Origin of the sequence: Variovorax beijingensis (assembly GCF_007828835.1) — a bacterium.
In the GTDB taxonomy this organism is placed as follows: Bacteria; Pseudomonadota; Gammaproteobacteria; order Burkholderiales; family Burkholderiaceae_C; genus Variovorax; species Variovorax beijingensis_A.
This window is the reverse complement of the sequence record NZ_VIVL01000002.1, coordinates 742,214-763,222: the sequence shown is the minus strand read 5'-3', so window position 1 is coordinate 763,222 and position 21,009 is coordinate 742,214. Positions and strand designations below refer to the sequence as shown.

Genomic DNA, 21,009 nt, shown 5'->3' with positions numbered 1-21,009 from the left:
TACGCATGAAATCGACGCAGGACGCCATGACCTTTGGACACACCCGTGCCAAACGGCAGAAGCTCTCCGACGTCATCGTCGAGGACGTCAAGCGCTGGATCGTGGCCGAGCGCAAGCAGCCCGGCGACCGCCTGCCGAACGAAAAGGAACTGATCGAGCTCTTCGGCTATTCGAAGAGCACGGTGCGCGAGGCGCTGAAGGCGCTGGAGGTGCGCGGGCTGGTTTCCATCCGCACCGGCCCCGGAGGCGGCGCCTACCTGCAGCAGGTGTCGGTCGACCATGCGTCGGAGCCGCTGCGCAATTTCCTGCACTTCCATCACCTGGACGGGCACCACATCTACCAGCTGCGCAAGGTGCTGGAGCCGGAACTGGCCGTGAGCGTGGTGGGCAAGCTGACGCCCGAACATTTCGAGCGGCTCGAAGCCAACGTGCGCCTCTGCACGCTGGAGCCCACCAACGAGGACGAGCTGCGCACGCAGCGCGAGGCCGAGCTCGCGTTTCACACCATGCTGGCCGAGGCCTGCCCCAATCCGGTGCTGTCCTTCATGTGCCGCTTCCTCAACGACCTGCTGCGCGACCTGGTGGTCTACAAGAAGGCGCTGGATCATCACCACTTCGGCGAGGCCAACGTCGACTATCACACGCAGCTGCTGGCGGCCTATCGCCGGGAGGATGCAGACGAGGTGCGCCGGCTGATGGCCGAGCACATGGTCGACGCCGAGGCGCACATGCACGAGATGGAGGCGCACATCGGGGCGAAGCATCTGCTGCTGCCCAGCGGGCAGCGTTAGCCGGATTGAGCGGCCCGTTCGGGGGCTGTGCACAGGCCACCGGGTACTCCCCTCCGAAGGCACCCCGTCGGCGTGATCGCACCCCGGATTCAGGCATGCGCCTTCTCCAGGCACTCCTGAAACGCCAGCACCGCCCGTGAAGGCTTGGGCGAACGCCGCAGCAAACTCACGAACCGGCATGCGTAGCTGAAGCGCGCCGGCAGCACGGGCTTCATGAGCCCGCGCTGCTCGAACACTTGCGCGTAGTGGTCGGGCAGGAAACCGAGAAAACGCCCCGACAGAATCAGCGTCGCGATCGCCTCCTGGTCGAAGCCCGTGGCCTTGCGCGACAGCTTGGCGCGATGGCTCAGCTCCATGTTGGGCGAGTGGTAGCCCAGGCCCGCGAAGTGATGCTCGCGCAGCCTGGCCCAGGTGAGCTTGGCGTTGTTGGCTTCGAAGAGCGGGTGTCCGTTGCCGCAGTACAGCAGCATCATTTCGTCGAACAGGTCAGCGTACACCAGGCTCTTGGAGGCCCGGTGCGCCGGAATGATGCCGATCTGGAAATTGCCTTCGAGCACCCCCTGCTCGATGGCGTTGATCGAGCCCACGTGCACCGCCAGGTTCACCTCGGGCGCGATCTCCGTGAAGCGCGCAATGGCCTCGCCGATGCGCGCCTTCGGGTTGGTCGCCGTCTTGTCGAACAGCGCCACGTCGAGCTGGCCGCCCATGCGGTTGTGGATGTCGTCGATGCTGCCGCGAAAGGCATCGACCGAGGCCAGCAGGCGCAGCGTCTCGTCGTACACGCGCTGGCCCTCGGCCGTGAGCGCGAAACCCGCCCGGCCGCGCCGGCACAGCACCAGGCCGAGCCGGGTTTCCAGGTCCTTCACGTGCCGGCTCACGGTGGAGGTGCCGATGTTCAGCTCCAGCTCGGCCGCCGCCATGCCGCCGCAGTCGACCACGCTCTTGAACACCTTGAGCAGGCGCAGGTCCATGTCGCTGAGCTGCCCCAATACGGCGCGATTCCGGGCACTGTTTTGGGCTTTCGCCTTTACTTGCATAAGGTGTCAAGTGAACATTGATATTGCGCCATTCTCCACACTGAAGACCCTGCCAACAATCGGCACACCTCATCACCCTTTCCGGAGCCCGCCTGCGCGGGAAGCGCCATGACCCTTGCAACGCCCGCCATCGAACCGACGCCCGCCCTGCGCACCGACGCCGCCTGGCTCGACGCGCACTGGATGCCCTACACCGGCAACCGCAACTTCAAGGCCGATCCGCGCATGATCGTGGAGGCCAGGGGCGCCTACTTCACCGATGGCGACGGCCGCAAGATCTTCGACGGCCTCTCGGGCCTGTGGTGCTCGGGCCTGGGCCACGGCCGCCCCGAGATCACCGAGGCGGTGAGCCGCCAGATCGCCAAGCTCGACTACTCGCCCGCCTTCCAGTTCGGCCATCCGCTCTCGTTCGAGCTGGCCAACAGGATCAAGGAGCTCACGCCCGCGGGCCTGGACTACGTGTTCTTCACCGGCTCGGGCTCCGAAGCGGCCGACACCTCGCTCAAGATGGCGCGCGCCTACTGGCGCACCAAGGGCCTCGCCAGCAAGACGCGCCTGATCGGCCGCGAGAAGGGCTACCACGGCGTCAACTTCGGCGGCATCTCGGTGGGCGGCATCGCGGCCAACCGCAAGCTGTTCGGCCAGGCGGTGGAAGCGGACCACCTGCCGCACACGCAGATCGCGGCCAACGCCTTCACGCGCGGCATGTCCGAGAACGGCGCCGAACTGGCCGACCGCCTGCTCGACCTGATCGCGCTGCACGACGCCTCGAACATCGCGGCCGTGATCGTGGAGCCCTTCGCGGGCTCGGCCGGCGTGGTGATTCCGCCCAAGGGCTATCTGAAGCGCCTGCGCGACATCTGCACGGCCAACAACATCCTGCTGATCTTCGACGAGGTCATCACCGGCTTCGGCCGCTGCGGCGCGCTCACGGGCGCGGATGCCTTCGGCGTGACGCCCGACATCATGAACATCGCCAAGCAGGTGACCAACGGCGCGCAGCCGCTGGGCGCGGTGATCGCCAGCAAGGAGATCTACGACACCTTCATGGCGGCCGGCGGGCCCGACTACATGCTCGAATTCCCGCACGGCTACACCTACGGCGCGCACCCGGTGGCCTGCGCCGCCGGCATCGCGGCGCTCGACGTGCTGCAGAAGGAAAACATGATCGGCCGCGTGCAGGCGCTCGCACCGCACTTCGAGAACGCCGTGCACAGCCTCAAGGGCAGCAAGCACGTGACGGACATCCGCAACTACGGCCTGGCCGCGGGCCTGACGATTGCCGCGCTGCCGGGCGAGCCGGCGCGCCGCCCCTACGAGATCGCGATGAACTGCTGGAAGAAGGGCTTCTACGTGCGCTACGGCGGCGACACGATTCAGCTCGCGCCGCCGTTCATTGCCGAGAAGGCCGAGATCGACCGCCTCGTCAACGCACTGGGCGACGCGCTCGCAGAGACGGCCTGACGCACGGCGGGCGGGCAATGGACGGCTCTGCATAATGAGCCGGCCTCCATTTCCCGCCAGCTCCCGTGCAACAGATCGATCTTTCCTACGCGATCCGGCCCCGCCGCAGCGGATCGCGGCAGATCCGCAATCCGCTGATGCAGATCCTGCAGGCGGTGCGCGAGCACGGCTCCATCTCGGGCGCGTCGCGCGCGCTCAACCTGTCCTACCGCCACGTGTGGGGCGAGCTCAAGCACTGGGAGCAGGCGCTCGGCCATCCGCTGATACAGGGCGAGCAGGGCCAGCGCGCGCAGCTTTCCGAATTCGGCGACAAGCTGCTGTGGGCCGAGCGCCAGGCCCAGGCCCGGCTGGCACCGCAGATCGAGGCGCTGCACGCCGAACTCGAGCGCGCCTTTGCCCTCGCGTTCGACGACCGCACCCATGTGCTGAGCCTGCAGGCGAGCCACGACGACGCGCTCGCGCTGCTGCGCACGCATGCGGCGGGCACCGCGCAGCTGCACCTGGACATCCACTTCACCGGCAGCGTCGATGCGATCCGCGCGCTCAACCAGGGCCGCTGCGTGATGGCGGGCTTCCACACGCTGGAGCACCCGCCGCGCGGCTCGCTGGCGCAGCGCACCTACCAGCCGCTGCTCAAGCCCGGGCAGCACAAGCTGATCGGATTCGCGCGGCGCACGCAGGGCCTGCTCGTGGCGCCGGGCAACCCGCTCAACCTGCGCTCGCTGGCCGACGCGGCGCGGCTGCGCGCGCGCTACGTCAACCGGGCGATCGGCACCGGCACGCGCCTGCTGCTGGACGAACTGCTGGCACAGGCCGGGCTCGATGCCGCCGCGCTCGCGGGCTACGAACGCAGCGAGACCTCGCATGCCGCGGTCGCGCATGCCGTGGCGTCCGGGCAGGCCGATGCGGGGCTCGGGCTCGAGTCGGCCGCGCACGCCGAGGGGCTCGACTTCGTGCCGCTGGTGCGGGAGCGTTACCACCTGGCCTGTCTCAAGTCGGCGCTCGACCAGCCCGCCATGCAGGCGCTGGTGGCGGTGCTGCGCAGCCCGAGCTGGCAGCACCTGCTGGAGACGCTGCCCGGCTATGAGGCCGCGGCCAGCGGCGAAGTGCAGTCGCTGCGCGCGCTGCTGCCCTGGTGGACCTTCGCGCGCGAGAAGAAGGCACACCACGGGCCTTGAAGAGGCGCCCGGGCACATGGGTTAAGGTTGTGCCCATGACAGCTGCGGTGCACAGCGACATTCCCGCCCGTCTCGACCGCCTGCCCTGGTCGCGCTGGCACTGGCGCGTGGTGATTGCGCTCGGCGTGGCCTGGGTGCTCGACGGCCTCGAGGTGACGCTGGTCGGCTCGATCGGCGCCGTGCTCGAGCGGCCCGACACGCTGGGGCTCAGCGCCGGCGAGATCGGCTGGTCGGGCTCGGTCTACATCGCCGGGGCGGTGATCGGCGCCCTGCTCTTCGGCCGCCTGACCGACCGGCTCGGGCGCAAGAAGCTGTTCCTGGTCACGCTGGTGGTCTACACGCTGGGCACGCTGGCGACCGCGTTCTCGCCGAACTTCGCCTTCTTTGCGCTGTGCCGCTTCGTCACGGGCCTGGGCATCGGCGGCGAATACGCGGCCATCAACTCGGCCATCGACGAACTCATTCCGGCGCGGGTGCGCGGCCGCGTCAACCTCGCGATCAACGGCAGCTTCTGGATCGGCGCGGCGCTGGGGGCCGGGCTCAGCCTGGTGCTGCTCGATCCGCGCGTGATCGGCCCGGTGTGGGGCTGGCGCGCAGGCTTCGCGCTGGGCGCGGTGCTGGCGGTGGCCATCCTGCTGGTGCGGCGCGACGTGCCCGAGAGCCCGCGCTGGCTGATGTCGCGCGGCCGCTCCGACGAGGCGCTGCGCATCGTCGAGACCATCGAGGCCGAGGTCCGCGCGCAGCACGGTCCGCTGGCGCTGGCGGAAGGCCGCGTGGCCTACGGCGGCGGGCACCACCGCAGCCCGTCGATGCGCGAGGTGGCGCACGTGCTGCTGCGCCGCTATCGCGCGCGCAGCGTGGTCGCGGTGGCGCTGATGGTTTCGCAGGCCTTCTTCTACAACGCGATCTTCTTCACCTACGCGCTGGTGCTCACGCGCTTCTACGGCGTGGCCGAGGACAACGTGGCGCTCTACATCTTTCCGTTCGCGCTTGGCAACGTGCTGGGGCCGCTGCTGCTGGGTCCGCTGTTCGACAGCGTGGGCCGGCGCAGGATGATCGCGCTGACCTACGTGCTCGCGGGCGTCGGGCTCGCGTTCACCGGCTGGGCCTTCATGATGGGCTGGCTCGACGCGCGCAGCCAGGCGCTGTGCTGGTCGGCGGTGTTCTTCCTGGCCTCGGCCGCGGCGAGTTCGGCCTACCTCACGGTCAGCGAAGTGTTCCCGCTCGAGATGCGCGCCATGGCCATCGCGATCTTCTACGCCATTGGCATGGGCGCAGGCGGCTTCGCGGCGCCCGTGCTGTTCGGCGTATTGATCGAGACCGGCAGCCGGGGCGCGGTGATGGTGGGCTACGCGATCGGCGCCACGCTGGTCATCGTCGCGGGGCTGCTGGCGCTGCGCTATGCGGCCGATGCGGAGTGCAAGCCGCTGGAGGAAGTGGCGCCGCCGCTGTCGTCGGACCCACACCCTCGCTGAGCCATTCGGGAAACACCGCGGAACCGGCTTCGCCGGGCCGCTGGTGTTGCCCCCTTGAGGGGGAGGCGGCGACACGAAGTGCGCCGCTTCGGGGGTGAATCACAGACTACAGGTCCTGAAACCAAAAAATCCATCGTCGCGGCCCGGCAGTGCAAAGCTGCGGCGGCGCGGCGACCGCAGGCGCGAGCGGGTCGCGAACGAAGCGCCGCGCAGCACGCGCGCCTCGCCGAATGCGGGCACGGGATCGAACTCGCTGCCCGCGCTCCACGGATCGGCGCGAAAGCCGGGCCAGGGCCGCAGCGTGCCCGCGGTCCACTCGTGCACGTCGGCCCAGCGGAATCCGCGCCGCGCCGCCGTGTGCGCCGCAATCTCCCATTCGACCTCGGTTGCGATGCGCCGGCCGGCCCAGCGCGCCCAGGCATCGGCCTCCCACCAGCTCAGATGCACCGCGCTGTGGTGGCCGGCCGCACGCACGGTGGCACCAAAGCGGTGCTGCAGCACCGAACCGCCGGTGCCGTTGCGCGCGGCGCCGATCTGCTCGACATGGCGCGGCCCGCGGCGCCCTTCGATCTGCGAGGCCAGCCAGCGCCAGCCCTCCGGATGCCAGAATTCCTCGCGGTCGTAGCCGCCTTCGTCGACGAATTCGATGTACTGGTTCCAGGTCACGGGCTGGGCGTCGATCTCGAACTCGGGCACGTCGATCCGGTGCGCGCCCTGCTCCTGCGCGAAGGCGAATCCGCAGCCCTCGGGCAGGCCGAGCTCCCATTGCGTTGCCGGCAGCAGCAGCGGCTCGCGCGTGACGCCCGCGGGCGTCGGCTCGATGCCCAGGGGCAGCCCCAGCGTCTGCGCCATCACGATGAACTGCTCGCCGCGCAGGTCTTCATGGAAGAGCGCGAGGCGGTAGAAGTACAGGCCCGGATCGGTCTCGGCCGCATGCTCGAGCAGTTCGAGCGTGCTCTCCAGCGTTTCGAGCAGGTAGGCCTTGGTCTGGGCCAGGTCCGGCAGGCCGGGCGACCAGCGCTGCGCGGGCGGTACCTGGGCCGGGTTCCACCAGTCGTCGGCGCCGGGCTCGATGGCGGCCAGCCGGGTCGGCCGCACCGGACAGTCGGCACCGAAGGCCCGCTGGGTGTTGCGCCCGATCCACCATTCGGCAAACCAGCCGATGTGCCCGGCCAGCCAGACCGGCGGCACCACGCCCGCATCGCCCGTGCGTTCCACCGCGAGCGCGGGCGAGCCCAGCGCCTCTTCGTAGAGCGACAACAGGTGCAGCGTATGGTTGCGCGCATCGATCAGGGCCAGCGAGAGCAGCTCGCGGCCGGCGCGCTGCATGTCGGGCGAATCGATGGAGTGCAGTGAGGAGAGGAGCGGCGCTGCCATCGCTTCATTATGGTGCTCAGGGAAACTCCCCGATGGGCATCGGCGGCCGCCCGGCACGACGGGCGTTAACATCGCAGGCTTTTTGTCGATTGCCCGCAGGGCAGCAAATTTTTGTCATCTGGTCGGGAGATTCCCCTTGTCCGCACTTCTCAAGTTTTCGTTCTGGATGGACTGGATCAGCGCTCAGCTTGGCAAGGTCGCCGCGTTCACGGTGCTCTCCGCCGCGCTGATTTCCGCAGGCAACGCCTTCGTTCGCTTCGGCCTCAACACCAGCTCCAACGCCTGGCTCGAAATCCAGTGGTACCTGTTCGCCGCGACAGTCATGCTCGGCGCACCGGTGGTGCTCAAGCTCAACGAGCATGTGCGCGTGGACATCATCTACGGCAAGCTCAAGGGCCATGGACCGGTCTATGTGGATCTGTTCGGGCTGCTGTGCTTTCTGCTGCCGGTGATGGGCATCATCGCCTGGCTCAGCTGGCCGCTCTTCTACAGCATGCTGCTGTCCGGCGAGATGTCGAACAATTCGGGCGGCCTGATCCGCTGGCCCGCCATGCTGCTGCTGCCGCTTGGCTTCGCGTTGATGTTCCTGCAAGGCGTGTCGGAAGTGATCAAGCGCGTCGCCTACCTAATGGGCCTGATCCAGATGGACACGCACTACGAAAAGCCGGTGCAGTGAACATCCCTCGCAAGGCAATACCGGCGGCTTCGCCCTACCCCGCCGCCCACGGCCAAGACAGCTGAACACGAGATAACTATGCAGATGGAAAACTTTGCGCCGATCATGTTCGGCGGGCTGGTGCTGATCATGCTGATCGGCTTCCCGGTGGCGTTCTCGCTGGCCGCGCTGGGCATGGCCTCCGGCTTCTTCGCGATCCAGATGGGCTGGTTCCCGGCGGTGTTCATGGAGAACCTGCCGATCAACATCTTCGGCATCCTGTCGAACGACCTGTTGCTGGCGATCCCGTTCTTCACCTTCATGGGTGCCATCCTCGAGAAGTGCGGGCTTGCCGAAGACATGCTCGACTCCATGGGCCAGCTGTTCGGCACGGTCAAGGGCGGCCTCGGCTACTCGGTGATCATCGTGGGCTTCATCCTTGGTGCCATCACCGGCACGGTGGCGGGCCAGGTGATTGCAATGGCGCTGATCTCCCTGCCGGTGATGATCCGCTACGGCTACAACATGCGCTACGCCACCGGCGTGCTCGCGGCTTCGGGCACGATCACGCAGCTGGTGCCGCCTTCGCTGGTGCTGATCGTGATGGCCGACCAGCTGGGCCGCTCGGTCGGCGACATGTACCGCGGCGCCTGGGGGCCGTCGATCCTTCAGGTGCTGATCTTTGCGGGCTACACCTTCATGCTCGGCGTCATCAAGCCGCATCACATTCCGGGCATTCCCAAGAGCGCCCGCACGCTGAGCGGCGCCAAGCTGTGGGCCAAGTGCCTGCGCGGCATCATTCCGTCGGCCATCCTGATCTTCGCAGTGCTGGGCTCGATGGGTGGCCTGCCGGGTATCGACACCGCCATCGCCACGCCGACCGAAGCCGGCGCCATGGGCGTGGTTGGCGCGCTGATCCTGGCGGCCATGCACAAGCGGCTGACGCTGGCGTTGATCTGGGAGGCCATGGTCGGCACCATGCGGCTCACCGCCATGGTGGTGTTCATCCTGATCGGCGCGCGCGTGTTCTCCCTGGTGTTCCAGGGGGTGGACGGCGCCAAGTGGGTCGAGCACCTGCTGACGGGCCTGCCGGGCGGACAGATCGGCTTCCTGATCGTGGTCAACCTGTTCATCTTCTTCCTGGCCTTCTTCCTCGACTTCTTCGAGATCGCCTTCATCATCCTGCCGATGCTGGGCCCGGTGGCGGCCAAGCTCGGCATCGACCTGGTGTGGTTCGGCGTGCTGCTGTGCGTGAACATGCAGACCAGCTTCATGCATCCGCCGTTCGGCTTTGCGCTGTTCTATCTGCGAGGCATCGCGGACACGCTGTTCAAGGAGAAGCGGATCGCCAAGCCGGTGCTGTCGAACGACATCTACATGGGTGCGATCCCCTGGGTGCTGATGCAGCTGATCCTGGTCGCAATCGTGATCTTCGTGCCGCAGACGGTGACGATGTTCCTGCCGCAGGAAGAGAAGATCGACATCGACAAGGTGCAGATCGAGGTGCCGGTCGACGACATGAACTCGAATCCCGGCACGGACAGCGGCGCTGGCGAAAATCCCTTCGGCGCACCGCCCAAGGAAGAGACGCCAGCCGCTCCGGCCACCGAATCCGAGAAGAAGTAGGTCGGCGCCTTGGGTCCGGCACCGTTTCGTTTCGAACCGTCAGGGGGCGATGCCGTCGAGGGCCCGGCGTTTTCGCTGCCCTTCAAGCTGCTGGCCACCGTGATCGTGGGCGGCTGCGCCTTCTGGCTGGCACAGCTCTGGTCGGTAGGTGCGCTTGGCAGCGCGAGGACCGGCGGCCTCGGCTGGTTTCTCGCGGGCATTGCGCTGATGGGCTGGACCTGGTTCCACATCATGATCAGCCGCACCCGCATCGACCGCCAGGGCCTGCACCAGCGCTGGATCTGGGACAAGCACATGGCGCTGGACGATCTAGCCTTCGGCAAGCTGATCCGCGTGCGCGGGCTCGACTGGCTGATTGCGCCGAGGCTCTACGTGCGCACGCTGGTCGGCAAGTTCGCGGTGTTCTATGCGGCCACGCCGCAACTCATCGCCGAATTCGAGCGGCTGGTGGCCGAGCTCAAGCAGGCACGCAAGCTCTAGCACTGACTTCGCCCGCACGGCGCTCGTGAAGCGCCCATAAAAAAACCGCGCAATGCGCGGTTTTTTTATGGGCGGCCTCGAAGCTCAGAGCTTCGCGGATTGCATGTAGTTGTCGAAGCGGCCTTCGGCCACGCGGAACCAGGCCACCTGGTCGCGCTGGAAGGCCAGGAAGTCGGTGTAGATCTTCTTCCACTCCGGGCTCTTGGCGGCGTTCTCTTCATAGACCTGCAGGGAGGCCTTGTACGATGCGTCGAGGATTTCCTTGCTGAAAGGCAGCAGCTTGGTCTTGGCGCCGATCAGTTGCTTGAGCGCCGTCGGGTTGCGGGCGTCGTACTTGGCCAGCATGTCCTGCGAGGCCACGGCGGAGGCCGCCGAGATGATGGCCTTGTTCTCGGGCGACAGTGCATCGAAGGCCTTCTTGTTGATGAAGAAGTCGACCTCGGGGCCGCCTTCCCACCAGCCCGGGTAGTAGTAGTTGGGCGCAACCTTGTTGAAGCCGAGCTTCTGGTCATCGTACGGGCCCACCCACTCGGCGGCGTCGATCGTGCCCTTTTCCAGCGCCTGATAGATTTCGCCGCCCGGAATGCTTTGCGGCACCACGCCGAGCTTGGTCATCACGTCGCCCACCAGGCCGCCGCCCAGGCGCATCTTCAGGCCCTTGAGGTCGGCCGCGGTCTTGATTTCCTTGCGGAACCAACCGCCCATCTGGGTGCCGGTGTTGCCGCCGTTGAAGCTCACCATTCCGTAGGTGCCGTAGAACTCGTCCATCAGCTTGCGGCCGTTGCCGTGCATCATCCACGCGGTCATCTGGCGCGCGTTCATGCCGAAGGGAATGGCCGAACCGAGCGCGAAGGCCGGGTTCTTGCCGTAGAAGTAGTAAGGCACCGTGTGGCAGGCCTCGACCGAACCCTGCTGAACGCCATCGACCACGCCGAAAGCGGGCATCAGTTCGCCAGCCGCATGCACCGAGATCTCGAACTTGCCGCCGGACATGGCCTTGACTGCATTGGAGAAAACTTCAGCGCCGCCATAGATCGTGTCGAGCGGCTTCGGAAAGCTGGAGGCCAGGCGCCAGCGAACGGCGGCCTGCGCGTGGACTGCCGGCGCAATGCCCGCAGCGAGGACGCCAGCGATGCCAGCTTTCTTGATAAGGGAACGACGATCCATTGAGATTCACTCCGAGTGCATTGAAAAAAACAACGACGCGACTCGTGGTCGCATCGCGGGACTTTTGGGTCTGCGCGATTGTAAAAACCTGCTACAGCGCCTCGGGGGGGGTTTTCCCTGCGGAATGCGCGATGCCGAAGCGTTGCGTGACGGACTGCTCGATACCCTTGGCATCGAGCCCGATCGAGGCGAGCAGCTTGGCCGGATCGCCATGCTCGATGAAGCGGTCGGGCAGGCCCAGCTGCAGCACGGGCTTTTGCACGTTGGCGGCCTGCAGCGCCTCGAGCACCGCACTGCCCGCACCGCCCATGACGGCCCCCTCTTCGAGCGTGACGATGGCCTCGTGCGTGCCCGCCACCTGCAGCAGCAGTTCGACGTCGAGCGGCTTGGCCCAGCGCATGTTGACCACCGTGGCGTCGAGCGATTCGGCCGCCGCGAGCGCCGGATACAGCAGGGTGCCGAAGGCGAGGATGGCGATGCGCCGGCCCTCGCGGCGCACCTCGCCCTTGCCGAAGGGCAGCGCGTCGAGCGCGAGGTGCGGCACCACACCGGCGCCGGCCCCGCGCGGATAGCGCACGGCCACCGGGTGGTTCTGCTCGTAGGCGCTCGACAGCAGTTGCCGGCACTCGCGCTCGTCGGCCGGGCAGGCAATGCTCATGTTGGGAATGCAGCGCAGGAACGGGATGTCGTAGGCGCCCGCGTGCGTGGCGCCGTCGGCGCCCACGAGGCCGGCGCGGTCGAGTGCGAACACCACCGGCAGGTTCTGGATCGCGACGTCGTGGATCAGCTGGTCATAGGCGCGCTGCAGGAAGGTCGAATAGATCGCCACCACCGGCTTCAGGCCCTCGCAGGCCAGGCCCGCCGCGAAGGTGACGGCATGCTGCTCGGCAATGCCGACGTCGTAGTAGCGGTCGGGAAAGCGCTGCTCGAACTCGACCAGCCCCGAGCCTTCGCGCATGGCCGGCGTGATACCCACCAGCCGGCCGTCGTGCGCCGCCATGTCGCACAGCCACTGGCCGAAGACCTGCGTGAAGGTCTGCTTGGCCACCGCCGTGGACTTGACCAGCCCCACCTGCGGATCGAACTTGCCGGGCCCGTGGTAGGCCACCGGGTCGGCCTCGGCCAGCTTGTAGCCCTGGCCCTTCTTGGTGACCACGTGCAGGAACTGCGGGCCGTCCAGGTGCTTGAGGTTCTCGAGCGTGGGCACCAGCGAATCGAGGTCGTGGCCGTCGATGGGGCCGACGTAGTTGAAGCCGAACTGCTCGAACAGCGTGGCCGGCACCACCATGCCCTTGGCATGCTGCTCGAAGCGCTTGGCCAGTTCGAACAGCGGCGGCGCGGCGCGCAGCACGCTCTTGCCGACGTTCTTGGCAGCGGCGTAGAAGTTGCCGCTCATGAGCTGCGCGAGGTAGCGGTTGAGCGCGCCCACGGGCGGGCTGATCGACATGTCGTTGTCGTTCAGGATCACCAGCAGCTTGCAGTCGCACACGCCGGCGTTGTTGAGCGCCTCGAAGGCCATGCCGGCCGTGAGCGCACCGTCGCCGATGATGGCCACGGAATGGCGGTCCTCGCCCTTCTGCTTGGCCGCCATCGCCATGCCGAGCGCGGCCGAGATGCTGGTCGAGGAGTGCGCCGTGCCGAAGGTGTCGTATTCGCTCTCGCTGCGCTGCGGAAAGCCCGAGATGCCGCCGATCTGCCGCAGCGTGGGCATGCGCTCGCGCCGGCCCGTGAGGATCTTGTGCGGATAGGTCTGGTGGCCCACGTCCCACACCAGGCGGTCGTGCGGCGTGTTGAACACATGGTGCAGCGCGACCGTGAGCTCGACGGTGCCGAGGTTCGAGCTCAGGTGGCCGCCGGTGCGCGAGACGTTGTCGAGCACGCAGGCGCGCACCTCGGCCGCCAGCTGCTTGAGCTGGGCGCGGTCGTAGTGGCGGATCGGCGATGGATCGTGAAGCGTGGGAAGCAGCGCAGCCATGGGAACGTCGTGGGTCTTCTTGTCCATCTGTGAGTTGTTCATCGGTCGCGGTCGACGACCATGTGGGCCAGCGCGCGCAAGGCCGAAGTGTCGGCGAGGCCGCTGCGGTCCAGCGCCGCAAGCGATTCGGCCAGCAGCTGCCTTGCCTGCGCGCGTGCACCGTCCAGGCCCCACAGCGAAACATAGGTGGGCTTGTCAGCGGCCGCATCCTTGCCGGCCGTCTTGCCGAGGGTCTGCGAATCGGCCGTGACGTCGAGGATGTCGTCGACCACCTGGAACGCCAGGCCGATGGCGGCGCCATAGTCGCGCAGCGCGGCCAACGCCGCGGGCGCCACGGCGCCGGCGCAGGCCGCGCCCATCTCGACGCTGCCCTGCAGCAGCGCGCCGGTCTTCAGGCGGTGCATTTCACGCAGCTGCGCTTCGTCCAGCGCCAGGCCCACGCTGGCCAGGTCGATGGCCTGCCCGCCCGCCATGCCCTGGCTGCCCGCGGCGCGCGCGAGCAGCCGGCACAGCGTGGCCTGGATCGATGCGGGAATCTCGTCGCCATCGGGCGTGAGCAGTTCGAAGGCCAGCGCCTGCAGCGCATCGCCGGCCAGCAGCGCGTCGGCTTCGCCGAACTTCACGTGCACCGTGGGCTTGCCGCGCCGCAGCACGTCGTTGTCCATGCTCGGCAGGTCGTCGTGCACCAGCGAGTAGGCGTGGATCAGTTCGGTTGCGCAGGCCGCGCGCAGTGCCGCAGCCGCATTGCCGCCGACCGCCTCGCTCGCGGCCAGCACCAGCAGCGGCCGCAGCCGCTTGCCTCCGTCGAGCACGGCATAGCGCATGGCATCGCCAAGCAGCACCGGCGCATCGACGCCGACCCAGCGCGACAGCGCCGCCTCGACGCGCGCCAGGTGCGGGTCGCTCCAGCTGGCCAGGCGCGCGGCGTCCCAGTCGGCCACGTTAACCGCGCTCATTCGGCGGTCCAGGGCTTGAGGCTGCCCGCATCGAGCACCTTGATCTGGTCTTCGACCGCCTGGAGCTTTTCGCGGCAGAAGGCAAGCAGCGCCGCGCCGCGCTGGTAGCTGCCGAGCAGCTGGTCGAGCGGCAATTGGCCCGACTCGAGTTCTGCAACCAATTGTTCCAACTCCTGGAGCCCGGCTTCGTAGCTGGCCGGCAGCGGCCCCGTATCGGGCGTGGCGGCCGGGCTGGACGTGGCGGAAGAAGGGACCTTGGGCATGCGAGGGAGCGAGTGTGAAACCGCGCATTTTAGGACGGGGAAGCAAACGGGCGCCGGCATGCGGCAAGCCATGGGCACTGCACTGCCCCCTTGGGTACAATCCGAGGTTCCCATGCCGGCCAACCCGGCACAACTCTTCGGGCCGTCGCCCTCCAGACGGCGCCTTCCGTCTTTTCTTTTTTCTCCCTGTGGGGAGCTTGGTCAGGTCCTCCATGTCTGATTTAAGTCTTCAACTGCAGCAGGCCACGAGCCAACTTCCAGTTTCCGCGTACTTCGACGAGTCGCTCTACGCGCGCGAAATGCAAACGCTGTTCGCGCAAGGTCCGCGCTATGTGGGCCACCGGCTGGCCGTGCCCGAGCCCGGCAACTTCCATACGCTGCCGCAGGAGCACCAGGGCCGCGCGCTGGTGCACACGCCAAAGGGCGTGGAGCTCATCTCCAACGTGTGCCGCCACCGCCAGGCGCTCATCCTGCAGGGCCGCGGCCAGCTCGACAGCCAGGCCGGCGGCAACATCGTGTGCCCGCTGCACCGCTGGACCTATGCGGCAAGCGACGCGCGCACCACCGGCACGCTGATCGGCGCGCCGCACTTCCAGCAGGACCCCTGCCTCAACCTGCACAACTATCCGCTCACCGAGTGGAACGGCCTGCTGTTCGAGCGCGGCCCCGATGGCGCGGGGCGCGACGTGGCGGCCGACATGGCCGAACTCGGCCCGCGCGCCGACCTCGACTTCACGGGCTATGCGCTCGACCGCGTCGAACTGCACGAGTGCAACTACAACTGGAAGACCTTCATCGAGGTCTACCTGGAGGACTACCACGTCGGCCCGTTCCACCCGGGCCTGGGCAGCTTCGTCACCTGCGACGACCTGCGCTGGGAGTTCAACCGCAACTTCTCGGTGCAGACCGTGGGCGTGGCCAACCGGCTCGGCCGCGCGGGCAGCCCGATCTACCAGAAGTGGCAGGAGCAGCTGCTCAAGTACCGCGAAGGCAAGCCGCCCAAGTACGGCGCCATCTGGCTCACCTACTATCCGCACGTGATGATCGAGTGGTATCCGCATGTGCTCACCGTGTCGACGCTGCATCCGGTGAGCCCCACGAAGACGCTCAACATGGTGGAGTTCTTCTACCCCGAGGAAATCGTGGCCTTCGAGCGCGAATTCGTCGAGGCCCAGCAGGCCGCCTACATGGAGACCTGCGTGGAGGACGACGAGATCGCCGAGCGCATGGACGCCGGCCGGCGCGCGCTCATGCTGCGCGGCGACGACGAGAGCGGCCCCTACCAGAGCCCGATGGAAGACGGCATGCAGCAGTTCCACGAGTGGTACCGCAGCGCAATGCAGAACAACGCCTGAGCCGAACACAGTGCAAGCGCTCTGGATGGTGCTCGGCGCCTTTTTGTTCGCCACCATGAGCGTGGTCGTGAAGGTCGCCTCGGCCTGGTTCAACAGCGGCGAGATGGTGCTCGGGCGCGGCCTGATCGGCATCGTGTTCCTGTGGTTTCTCGCGCGCAACCGCGGCGTCTCCATGGCCACCCGCTACCCCGGCATGCACGCCTGGCGCAGCACCATCGGCGTGGTGTCGCTGGGTGCGTGGTTCTACGCCATTGCCCACATGCCGCTGGCCACGGCCGTCACGCTCAACTACATGAGCAGCGTGTGGATCGCGGCCTTCCTGGTCGGCGGCGCGCTGCTGGCCTGGGTGCCGGTGCCGGGGCGCGACGGCCGCATCGAGCGCCCGCCGCTGCAGGGCACGCTCGCGCTGACCGTGCTCGCGGGCTTCGTCGGCGTGGTGCTGATGCTCAAGCCCACGGTCAGCGGCAGCGACGGCTTCGCGGGAATGCTGGGCCTGCTGTCGGGCCTCACGGCCGCCTTCGCCTACATGCAGGTGGTGGCGCTGTCGCGCATCGGCGAGCCGGAGCTGCGCACGGTGTTCTATTTCGCGGTGGGTTCCGCGGTGGCAGGCGCCTTTGCCACGGCGGCCACGGGGTTTTCGGGCGGAGGCTCCTGGACGTGGCAGCATGCGCTGTGGCTGCTGCCGATCGGCCTGCTGGCGGCCCTCGGGCAGCTGTGCATGACGCGCGCCTACGCCACGGCCAAGACGCAGGCCGGCACGCTCGTGGTGGCCAACCTGCAGTACTCCGGCATCATCTTTGCGGCGTTGTACAGCGTGGTGCTGTTCGACGACCGCATCGACGCCGCCGGCTGGACCGGCATGGCGCTCATCATCGTGAGCGGCATCGCGGCCACCGTGCTGCGCCAGCGCGCAGTGCCCAAGGCGCCGGCCGAAGAACACTGATCCGCATCGACCCTCATCGACAACGAAGGAACCCCGCCATGTACACCACCCTCCTCAGCGTCGAACAACTCCAGCAGTTGCAGTCCGGCGACGCGCCCCACATGGTGTTCGACTGCAGCTTCGATCTCATGAAGCCCGAAGCCGGCGCGCAGCAATATGCCGCCGCCCACATTCCGGGCGCGGTGTATGCGAACCTCGACACCGACCTGAGCGCCAAGCACGGCGTGCCGGGCGCCCAGGGCGACGTGGTCATCGCGCAGGAAGACGGCGTGCCGGCCTCGGGCGGACGCCATCCGCTGCCCAGCCGCGAAAAATTCGCGGCCTGGCTGTCGAGCATCGGCTTTTCCAACGACATGCAGGCCGTGGTGTACGACCGCAACGGCGCCAACTACTGCGGCCGGCTCTGGTGGATGCTCAAGTGGATGGGCCACGACGCGGTGGCCGTGCTCGACGGCGGCCTGCAGGCCTGGCAGGCCGCGGGCGGCGAAGTCACGAACCGCGAAGAGCCCGCGCACTTCCAGTCGAACTTTGTGATGGGCGAGCCGCTGGTGGAACTGGTGACCACCGACGTCGTGGCGCGCCGGCTCGGCCAGCCTGACCAGAACCTGATCGACGCGCGTGCCGCTGCGCGTTATCGCGGAGAGGTGGAACCTCTGGACCCGATTGCGGGTCACATCCCCGGGGCTGTGAACCGGCCCTTCGCCGAGAACCTCGGCCCCGACGGCAAGTTCAAGCCGGCATCGCAACTGCGTGCCGAGTTCGAAGCGCTGCTCGCGGGACGCGACCCGGCGACGGTCGTCCACCATTGCGGCAGCGGCGTGAGCGCTGTGCCCAACCTGCTTGCGATGCAGATCGCGGGCCTTGGGACGACCGCGCTCTATGCCGGCAGCTGGAGCGAATGGAGCAACACGCCGGGGCTGCCGACCCGGCAAGGCGCAGAACCATGAGCAAGACCCGACTTCGACGCATTTCATCCGGCTTCGCTTTGGCCGCGGCACTGTTCGCAGCCCCCTTTCTTTCCGCCCAGGCGCAGCAGCAGCATGCGCACGTGCATGGGCAACTCAAGCTCGACGTGGCGGTCGACGGGCCCACGGTGGTGATCGACATGGAGTCCCCGCTCGACAACATCGTCGGCTTCGAGCGCGCGCCCAAGACCGATGCCGAGAAGAAGACCGCCGAAGACGCCATCGCCCAGCTGCGCGCAGCCGACAAGCTGTTTGCCATCGACCCGGCCGCCAACTGCAAGCTCGGCCCGGTCGAGCTGCGCTCCAGCGCACTGGGCCTGGGCAACCCCGACCCGGGCGAGCCCGCGGGCCACGCCGACCTCGACGCCACCATTTCGTTCAACTGCACCCATGCGGCCGCGGCAAAGTTCATCGACGTGAATCTTTTCTCCGCCTTCAAGGGCACGCGCCAGATCGATGTGCAGATTGCGACTGCCCAAGGCCAGTCCAAGCGCCAACTCAAGCGCCCGGCCGGTGCGCAAGCTACCCAGCCCGTTCGCCTGAACCTGGGCAAGTGACGCCGTGAGCACCGTCCCCCAGGGCGAGGCCGCGCCGCCGCTGCGCGTGGTGCTCGCCGCCGAAGGGCTGCGCTTCTCGTGGCCCGGCATGCCAAGGCCGTGCATCGACATCGAGGCCTTGCGCATCACCGCGGGCGAGGCGGTCTTCCTGCACGGGCCGAGCGGCTGCGGCAAGAGCACGCTGCTGTCGCTGCTGGCCGGCGTGCTGGTGGCGGACGAAGGCCGCGTCATGCTGCTGGGGCACGACTGGTCGCAGCTCTCGGGCGCCGCGCGCGACCGCTGCCGCGTCGCGCATGTCGGCTACATCTTCCAGCAGTTCAACCTGCTGCCGTATTTGAGCGTGCTCGACAACGTGCTGCTGCCCTGCCGCTTCTCACAGCGGCGCGAATCCCAGGCCGCGCGCGGCGGCAGCGCGCGCGAAGAGGCCGAACACCTGCTCGAGCAGATGGGCCTCGACCGCAACCTCTGGAAGCGGCAGGCAATGCAGCTCTCGGTGGGCCAGCAGCAGCGCGTGGCCGCGGCGCGCGCGCTCATTGGCCAGCCCGAGGTGGTGATTGCCGACGAACCCACCTCCGCGCTCGACGAAGACCGGCGCGAAGCCTTCCTCGACGTGCTGCTGACGGCCTGCGCAGTCAACAACAGCGCGCTCGTCTTCGTGAGCCACGACCAGCGCATTGCGCAGCGCTTTGCGCGGCATGTGCTGCTGCCCGAGATCAACCGCGCGGCGCCTGCCGCCATGGCGGCGGACGCGTGAGATGAAGGCGCTCTTTTCCATTGCCTGGCGCAGTGCCTGGAACCGGCGTTTCACGCTGGCGCTCACGGTGTTCTCGATCGCGCTGTCGACCTTCCTCCTGCTCGGCGTCGAGCGCATCCGCACCGAGCTGCGCGAGAACTTCGCCTCGTCCGTCTCGGGCACCGACCTGATCGTGGGCGCGCGCACCGGCGCCACGCAGTTGCTGCTGTACTCGGTGTTCCGCATCGGCGCGGCCACCAACAACATTTCATGGAAGAGCGTGCAGGCGCTGGCCGCGCACCCCGGCGTCGACTGGGTGGTGCCGCTTTCGCTGGGCGATTCGCACCGCGGCTTCGCGGTGTTCGCCACCTCGCCCGAATACTTCACGCGCTTTCGCTACGGCAACCGCCAGCCGCTCGCGCTGCGCGAGGGCAAGCCCTTCAGCGCGCTGTTCGATGCGGTGGTGGGCGCCGAAGTGGCCGACAAGCTCGGCTACCACGTCGGCCAGAGGATCACGCTCGCGCACGGCAGCGGCGAACTCAATGCGTCCGAGCATGCCGACAAGCCCTTCACCGTGGTGGGCGTGCTCGCGCGCACCGGCACGCCGGTCGACCGCACGGTGCACATCGGCCTCGAGGCGATGGAAGCGATCCATCTCGAGTGGGTGGGCGGCGCGCCGATGCCGGGCGTGAAGATCCCGGCCGAGCAGGTGCGCAAGTTCGATCTCACGCCCAAGAACGTGACGGCCGCGCTCGTGGGCCTGAAGAACCGTTCCGCCGTGTTCGGCGTGCAGCGCTGGATTTCCACCTACACCGGCGAGCCGCTGATGGCCATCCTGCCGGGCGTGGCGCTCGACGAGCTGTGGAGCGTGATCGGCATCGGCGAGAACGCCCTGCTGCTGATGTCGGCACTGGTCGCGCTCGTGAGCCTTGCGGGCCTGGTCTCGGTGGTGATGGCCGGGCTCAACGAAAGGCGGCGCGAGCTGGCCGTGCTGCGCGCCGTGGGCGCCGGCCTGCGCCATGTGCTGGCGCTGCTTGCGCTCGAAGGCGCCATGGTCACAGTGCTGGGCGTGGCCTTCGGCGTGCTGATGGCGGTGCTCGGCATCGCCCTGCTCGCGCCATGGCTGCAGGCGCAGCTCGGGCTGACATTGACCCTTTCGCCACCTACACTGAACGAATGGCTGCTGATGGCGAGCCTGCTGGTCGCGGGTTGGCTGGCGAGCCTCTTGCCCGGCATCCGGGCCTACCGACTCTCTCTTGCCGACGGCCTCTCACCGAGGATTTGAACCATGCGCATCGCAAAGAAGAACCCCACGATCAAGGCTTTCACGCGGCTTTCGATGCTGCTGGCCGGCGCCGGCCTGGCCGCCGCCACATGGGCCGCCGAGCCGGCGCCCAAGGACACGACCGCATCGAACCCGCTCGGCGGAAAGGCCGCACCTGCCGCAGCGGCCAAGGCCGCGCCGGGCCAGCCGCGCCAGATCACCTGGGAAGAACTCGTGCCCAAGGACTGGGACCCGGCCAAGGAATTCAAGGGCATGGACCTGAGCGCGCTCAACGACGGCGACCCGCGCGCCAACGAGCTGCTCATGAAAATGCAGGAAGTGTCGAACAACGCGCCGACCAACCCGGCCATGAACGGCGCGGACATCAAGATCCCGGGTTTCATCGTGCCGCTCGAGGAAGCCAAGGGCGAAGTCACCGAGTTCCTGCTCGTGCCTTACTTCGGCGCCTGCATCCATACGCCGCCGCCGCCGGCCAACCAGATCCTGCACGTGGTCACGCCCAAGGGCGCCAAGTTCCGCGCCATGGACACCGTGTGGGTCACCGGCAAGCTGCAGACCCTGCGCAATGATTCGATGATGGGCGTGAGCGGCTACCACGTGAACGCAACGAGCGTCAGCAAATACACGGGCGGGGCCAAGTAGGGTTTCTGGCGACTTGTGGTTCTGCGCCGACAGCACAGGCGGCGCAACACCGACACAGACCGTTGCATCGACGATGCACGCTGGC

Annotated in this window: 20 protein-coding genes; 14 read left to right on the top strand and 6 right to left on the bottom strand. The window is 67.7% G+C overall.

Annotated elements, in window-relative coordinates:
• The first annotated feature begins 5 nt into the window (after positions 1 to 5).
• Complete coding sequence (locus FB547_RS09930) at positions 6 to 791, top strand: FadR/GntR family transcriptional regulator (RefSeq protein WP_145741740.1); 786 nt, start codon at positions 6 to 8, stop codon at positions 789 to 791.
• Between the two features lie 89 nt (positions 792 to 880).
• On the opposite strand, the gene FB547_RS09925 is transcribed toward FB547_RS09930, so the two are convergent.
• A complete protein-coding gene (locus FB547_RS09925; RefSeq protein ID WP_145741738.1) occupies positions 881 to 1,828 on the bottom strand; it encodes a LysR family transcriptional regulator in 948 nt (315 codons plus the stop codon).
• Positions 1,829 to 1,936: 108 nt separating this feature from the next.
• Here FB547_RS09925 and FB547_RS09920 point away from each other — a divergent pair, with 108 nt between their 5' ends.
• The 3 genes from FB547_RS09920 (at position 1,937) to FB547_RS09910 (ending at position 5,945) form a co-directional block, all read left to right on the top strand.
• Positions 1,937 to 3,292: an aspartate aminotransferase family protein gene (locus FB547_RS09920; protein WP_145741736.1), complete on the top strand. Its 1,356-nt coding sequence runs from the start codon at positions 1,937 to 1,939 to the stop codon at positions 3,290 to 3,292.
• 65 nt (positions 3,293 to 3,357) lie between these two features.
• The gene (locus FB547_RS09915) at positions 3,358 to 4,470 is read left to right on the top strand and encodes a substrate-binding domain-containing protein (protein ID WP_145741734.1); all 1,113 of its coding nucleotides are present in this window, start codon (positions 3,358 to 3,360) and stop codon (positions 4,468 to 4,470) included.
• A 35-nt stretch (positions 4,471 to 4,505) separates the two neighbouring features.
• Positions 4,506 to 5,945: an MFS transporter gene (locus FB547_RS09910; RefSeq protein WP_145741732.1), complete on the top strand. Its 1,440-nt coding sequence runs from the start codon at positions 4,506 to 4,508 to the stop codon at positions 5,943 to 5,945.
• Positions 5,946 to 6,044: 99 nt separating this feature from the next.
• Here the strand turns inward: FB547_RS09910 and FB547_RS09900 are convergent, their stop codons facing one another.
• The gene (locus tag FB547_RS09900; protein WP_145741728.1) at positions 6,045 to 7,322 is read right to left on the bottom strand and encodes an SUMF1/EgtB/PvdO family nonheme iron enzyme; all 1,278 of its coding nucleotides are present in this window, start codon (positions 7,320 to 7,322) and stop codon (positions 6,045 to 6,047) included.
• Between the two features lie 136 nt (positions 7,323 to 7,458).
• On the opposite strand from FB547_RS09900, the gene FB547_RS09895 reads away from it, so the two are divergent.
• From FB547_RS09895 to FB547_RS09885, 3 genes are all read left to right on the top strand, one after another.
• Positions 7,459 to 7,998 (top strand): TRAP transporter small permease subunit, encoded by a 540-nt coding sequence (locus FB547_RS09895; protein WP_145741726.1) that lies wholly within the window; start codon positions 7,459 to 7,461, stop codon positions 7,996 to 7,998.
• A gap of 78 nt (positions 7,999 to 8,076) precedes the next feature.
• A complete protein-coding gene (locus tag FB547_RS09890; protein WP_145741724.1) occupies positions 8,077 to 9,603 on the top strand; it encodes a TRAP transporter large permease subunit in 1,527 nt (508 codons plus the stop codon).
• A 9-nt stretch (positions 9,604 to 9,612) separates the two neighbouring features.
• Positions 9,613 to 10,083 carry a hypothetical protein gene (locus tag FB547_RS09885; protein ID WP_145741722.1) on the top strand — a complete coding sequence of 157 codons (471 nt, stop codon included), beginning with the start codon at positions 9,613 to 9,615 and terminating at the stop codon, positions 10,081 to 10,083.
• A gap of 84 nt (positions 10,084 to 10,167) precedes the next feature.
• On the opposite strand, the gene FB547_RS09880 is transcribed toward FB547_RS09885, so the two are convergent.
• From FB547_RS09880 to FB547_RS09865, 4 genes are all read right to left on the bottom strand, one after another.
• Positions 10,168 to 11,250: a TRAP transporter substrate-binding protein gene (locus tag FB547_RS09880; protein WP_145741720.1), complete on the bottom strand. Its 1,083-nt coding sequence runs from the start codon at positions 11,248 to 11,250 to the stop codon at positions 10,168 to 10,170.
• A gap of 91 nt (positions 11,251 to 11,341) precedes the next feature.
• Positions 11,342 to 13,225, bottom strand: a complete 1,884-nt coding sequence (gene dxs / locus FB547_RS09875) for a 1-deoxy-D-xylulose-5-phosphate synthase (protein ID WP_145742024.1) — start codon at positions 13,223 to 13,225, stop codon at positions 11,342 to 11,344.
• Positions 13,226 to 13,263: 38 nt separating this feature from the next.
• On the bottom strand, positions 13,264 to 14,181 hold the full coding sequence (locus tag FB547_RS09870) for a polyprenyl synthetase family protein (RefSeq protein ID WP_145741718.1): 918 nt from the start codon (positions 14,179 to 14,181) through the stop codon (positions 13,264 to 13,266).
• The gene (locus FB547_RS09865) at positions 14,178 to 14,444 is read right to left on the bottom strand and encodes an exodeoxyribonuclease VII small subunit (RefSeq protein WP_012746712.1); all 267 of its coding nucleotides are present in this window, start codon (positions 14,442 to 14,444) and stop codon (positions 14,178 to 14,180) included. Before FB547_RS09865 ends, FB547_RS09870 begins: the two co-directional genes overlap by 4 nt.
• Before the next feature lie 212 nt (positions 14,445 to 14,656).
• On the opposite strand from FB547_RS09865, the gene FB547_RS09860 reads away from it, so the two are divergent.
• The 7 genes from FB547_RS09860 to FB547_RS09830 are packed head-to-tail and all read left to right on the top strand — an operon-like array spanning position 14,657 to position 20,924.
• A complete protein-coding gene (locus tag FB547_RS09860) occupies positions 14,657 to 15,799 on the top strand; it encodes an aromatic ring-hydroxylating oxygenase subunit alpha (RefSeq protein ID WP_145741716.1) in 1,143 nt (380 codons plus the stop codon).
• A gap of 25 nt (positions 15,800 to 15,824) precedes the next feature.
• Positions 15,825 to 16,742, top strand: coding sequence for a DMT family transporter (locus FB547_RS09855; protein WP_145742022.1), 918 nt, complete (start codon positions 15,825 to 15,827; stop codon positions 16,740 to 16,742).
• Between the two features lie 38 nt (positions 16,743 to 16,780).
• On the top strand, positions 16,781 to 17,689 hold the full coding sequence (locus tag FB547_RS09850; protein ID WP_145741714.1) for a sulfurtransferase: 909 nt from the start codon (positions 16,781 to 16,783) through the stop codon (positions 17,687 to 17,689).
• Positions 17,686 to 18,264, top strand: coding sequence for a DUF2796 domain-containing protein (locus FB547_RS09845; RefSeq protein ID WP_145741711.1), 579 nt, complete (start codon positions 17,686 to 17,688; stop codon positions 18,262 to 18,264). Before FB547_RS09850 ends, FB547_RS09845 begins: the two co-directional genes overlap by 4 nt.
• A 4-nt stretch (positions 18,265 to 18,268) precedes the next feature.
• Positions 18,269 to 19,018 (top strand): ABC transporter ATP-binding protein, encoded by a 750-nt coding sequence (locus FB547_RS09840; protein ID WP_145741709.1) that lies wholly within the window; start codon positions 18,269 to 18,271, stop codon positions 19,016 to 19,018.
• 1 nt (position 19,019) lies between these two features.
• Positions 19,020 to 20,282 carry an ABC transporter permease gene (locus tag FB547_RS09835; protein WP_145741707.1) on the top strand — a complete coding sequence of 421 codons (1,263 nt, stop codon included), beginning with the start codon at positions 19,020 to 19,022 and terminating at the stop codon, positions 20,280 to 20,282.
• Between the two features lie 3 nt (positions 20,283 to 20,285).
• Positions 20,286 to 20,924 (top strand): DUF3299 domain-containing protein, encoded by a 639-nt coding sequence (locus tag FB547_RS09830; RefSeq protein WP_145741705.1) that lies wholly within the window; start codon positions 20,286 to 20,288, stop codon positions 20,922 to 20,924.
• Positions 20,925 to 21,009: the final 85 nt, after the last annotated feature.

Bases quoted from the DNA above. Each gene is read 5' to 3' on its own strand.
- FB547_RS09865 (WP_012746712.1), bottom strand. From the start codon at position 14,444: ATGCCCAAGGTCCCTTCTTCCGCCACGTCCAGCCCGGCCGCCACGCCC.
- FB547_RS09890 (WP_145741724.1), top strand. From the start codon at position 8,077: ATGCAGATGGAAAACTTTGCGCCGATCATGTTCGGCGGGCTGGTGCTG.
- FB547_RS09870 (WP_145741718.1), bottom strand. From the start codon at position 14,181: ATGAGCGCGGTTAACGTGGCCGACTGGGACGCCGCGCGCCTGGCCAGC.
- FB547_RS09880 (WP_145741720.1), bottom strand. From the start codon at position 11,250: ATGGATCGTCGTTCCCTTATCAAGAAAGCTGGCATCGCTGGCGTCCTC.
- FB547_RS09860 (WP_145741716.1), top strand. From the start codon at position 14,657: ATGTCTGATTTAAGTCTTCAACTGCAGCAGGCCACGAGCCAACTTCCA.
- FB547_RS09830 (WP_145741705.1), top strand. From the start codon at position 20,286: ATGCGCATCGCAAAGAAGAACCCCACGATCAAGGCTTTCACGCGGCTT.
- FB547_RS09835 (WP_145741707.1), top strand. From the start codon at position 19,020: ATGAAGGCGCTCTTTTCCATTGCCTGGCGCAGTGCCTGGAACCGGCGT.
- FB547_RS09925 (WP_145741738.1), bottom strand. From the start codon at position 1,828: ATGCAAGTAAAGGCGAAAGCCCAAAACAGTGCCCGGAATCGCGCCGTA.
- FB547_RS09910 (WP_145741732.1), top strand. From the start codon at position 4,506: ATGACAGCTGCGGTGCACAGCGACATTCCCGCCCGTCTCGACCGCCTG.
- dxs (WP_145742024.1), bottom strand. From the start codon at position 13,225: ATGGCTGCGCTGCTTCCCACGCTTCACGATCCATCGCCGATCCGCCAC.
- FB547_RS09855 (WP_145742022.1), top strand. From the start codon at position 15,825: ATGGTGCTCGGCGCCTTTTTGTTCGCCACCATGAGCGTGGTCGTGAAG.
- FB547_RS09920 (WP_145741736.1), top strand. From the start codon at position 1,937: ATGACCCTTGCAACGCCCGCCATCGAACCGACGCCCGCCCTGCGCACC.
- FB547_RS09900 (WP_145741728.1), bottom strand. From the start codon at position 7,322: ATGGCAGCGCCGCTCCTCTCCTCACTGCACTCCATCGATTCGCCCGAC.
- FB547_RS09845 (WP_145741711.1), top strand. From the start codon at position 17,686: ATGAGCAAGACCCGACTTCGACGCATTTCATCCGGCTTCGCTTTGGCC.
- FB547_RS09850 (WP_145741714.1), top strand. From the start codon at position 16,781: ATGTACACCACCCTCCTCAGCGTCGAACAACTCCAGCAGTTGCAGTCC.
- FB547_RS09930 (WP_145741740.1), top strand. From the start codon at position 6: ATGAAATCGACGCAGGACGCCATGACCTTTGGACACACCCGTGCCAAA.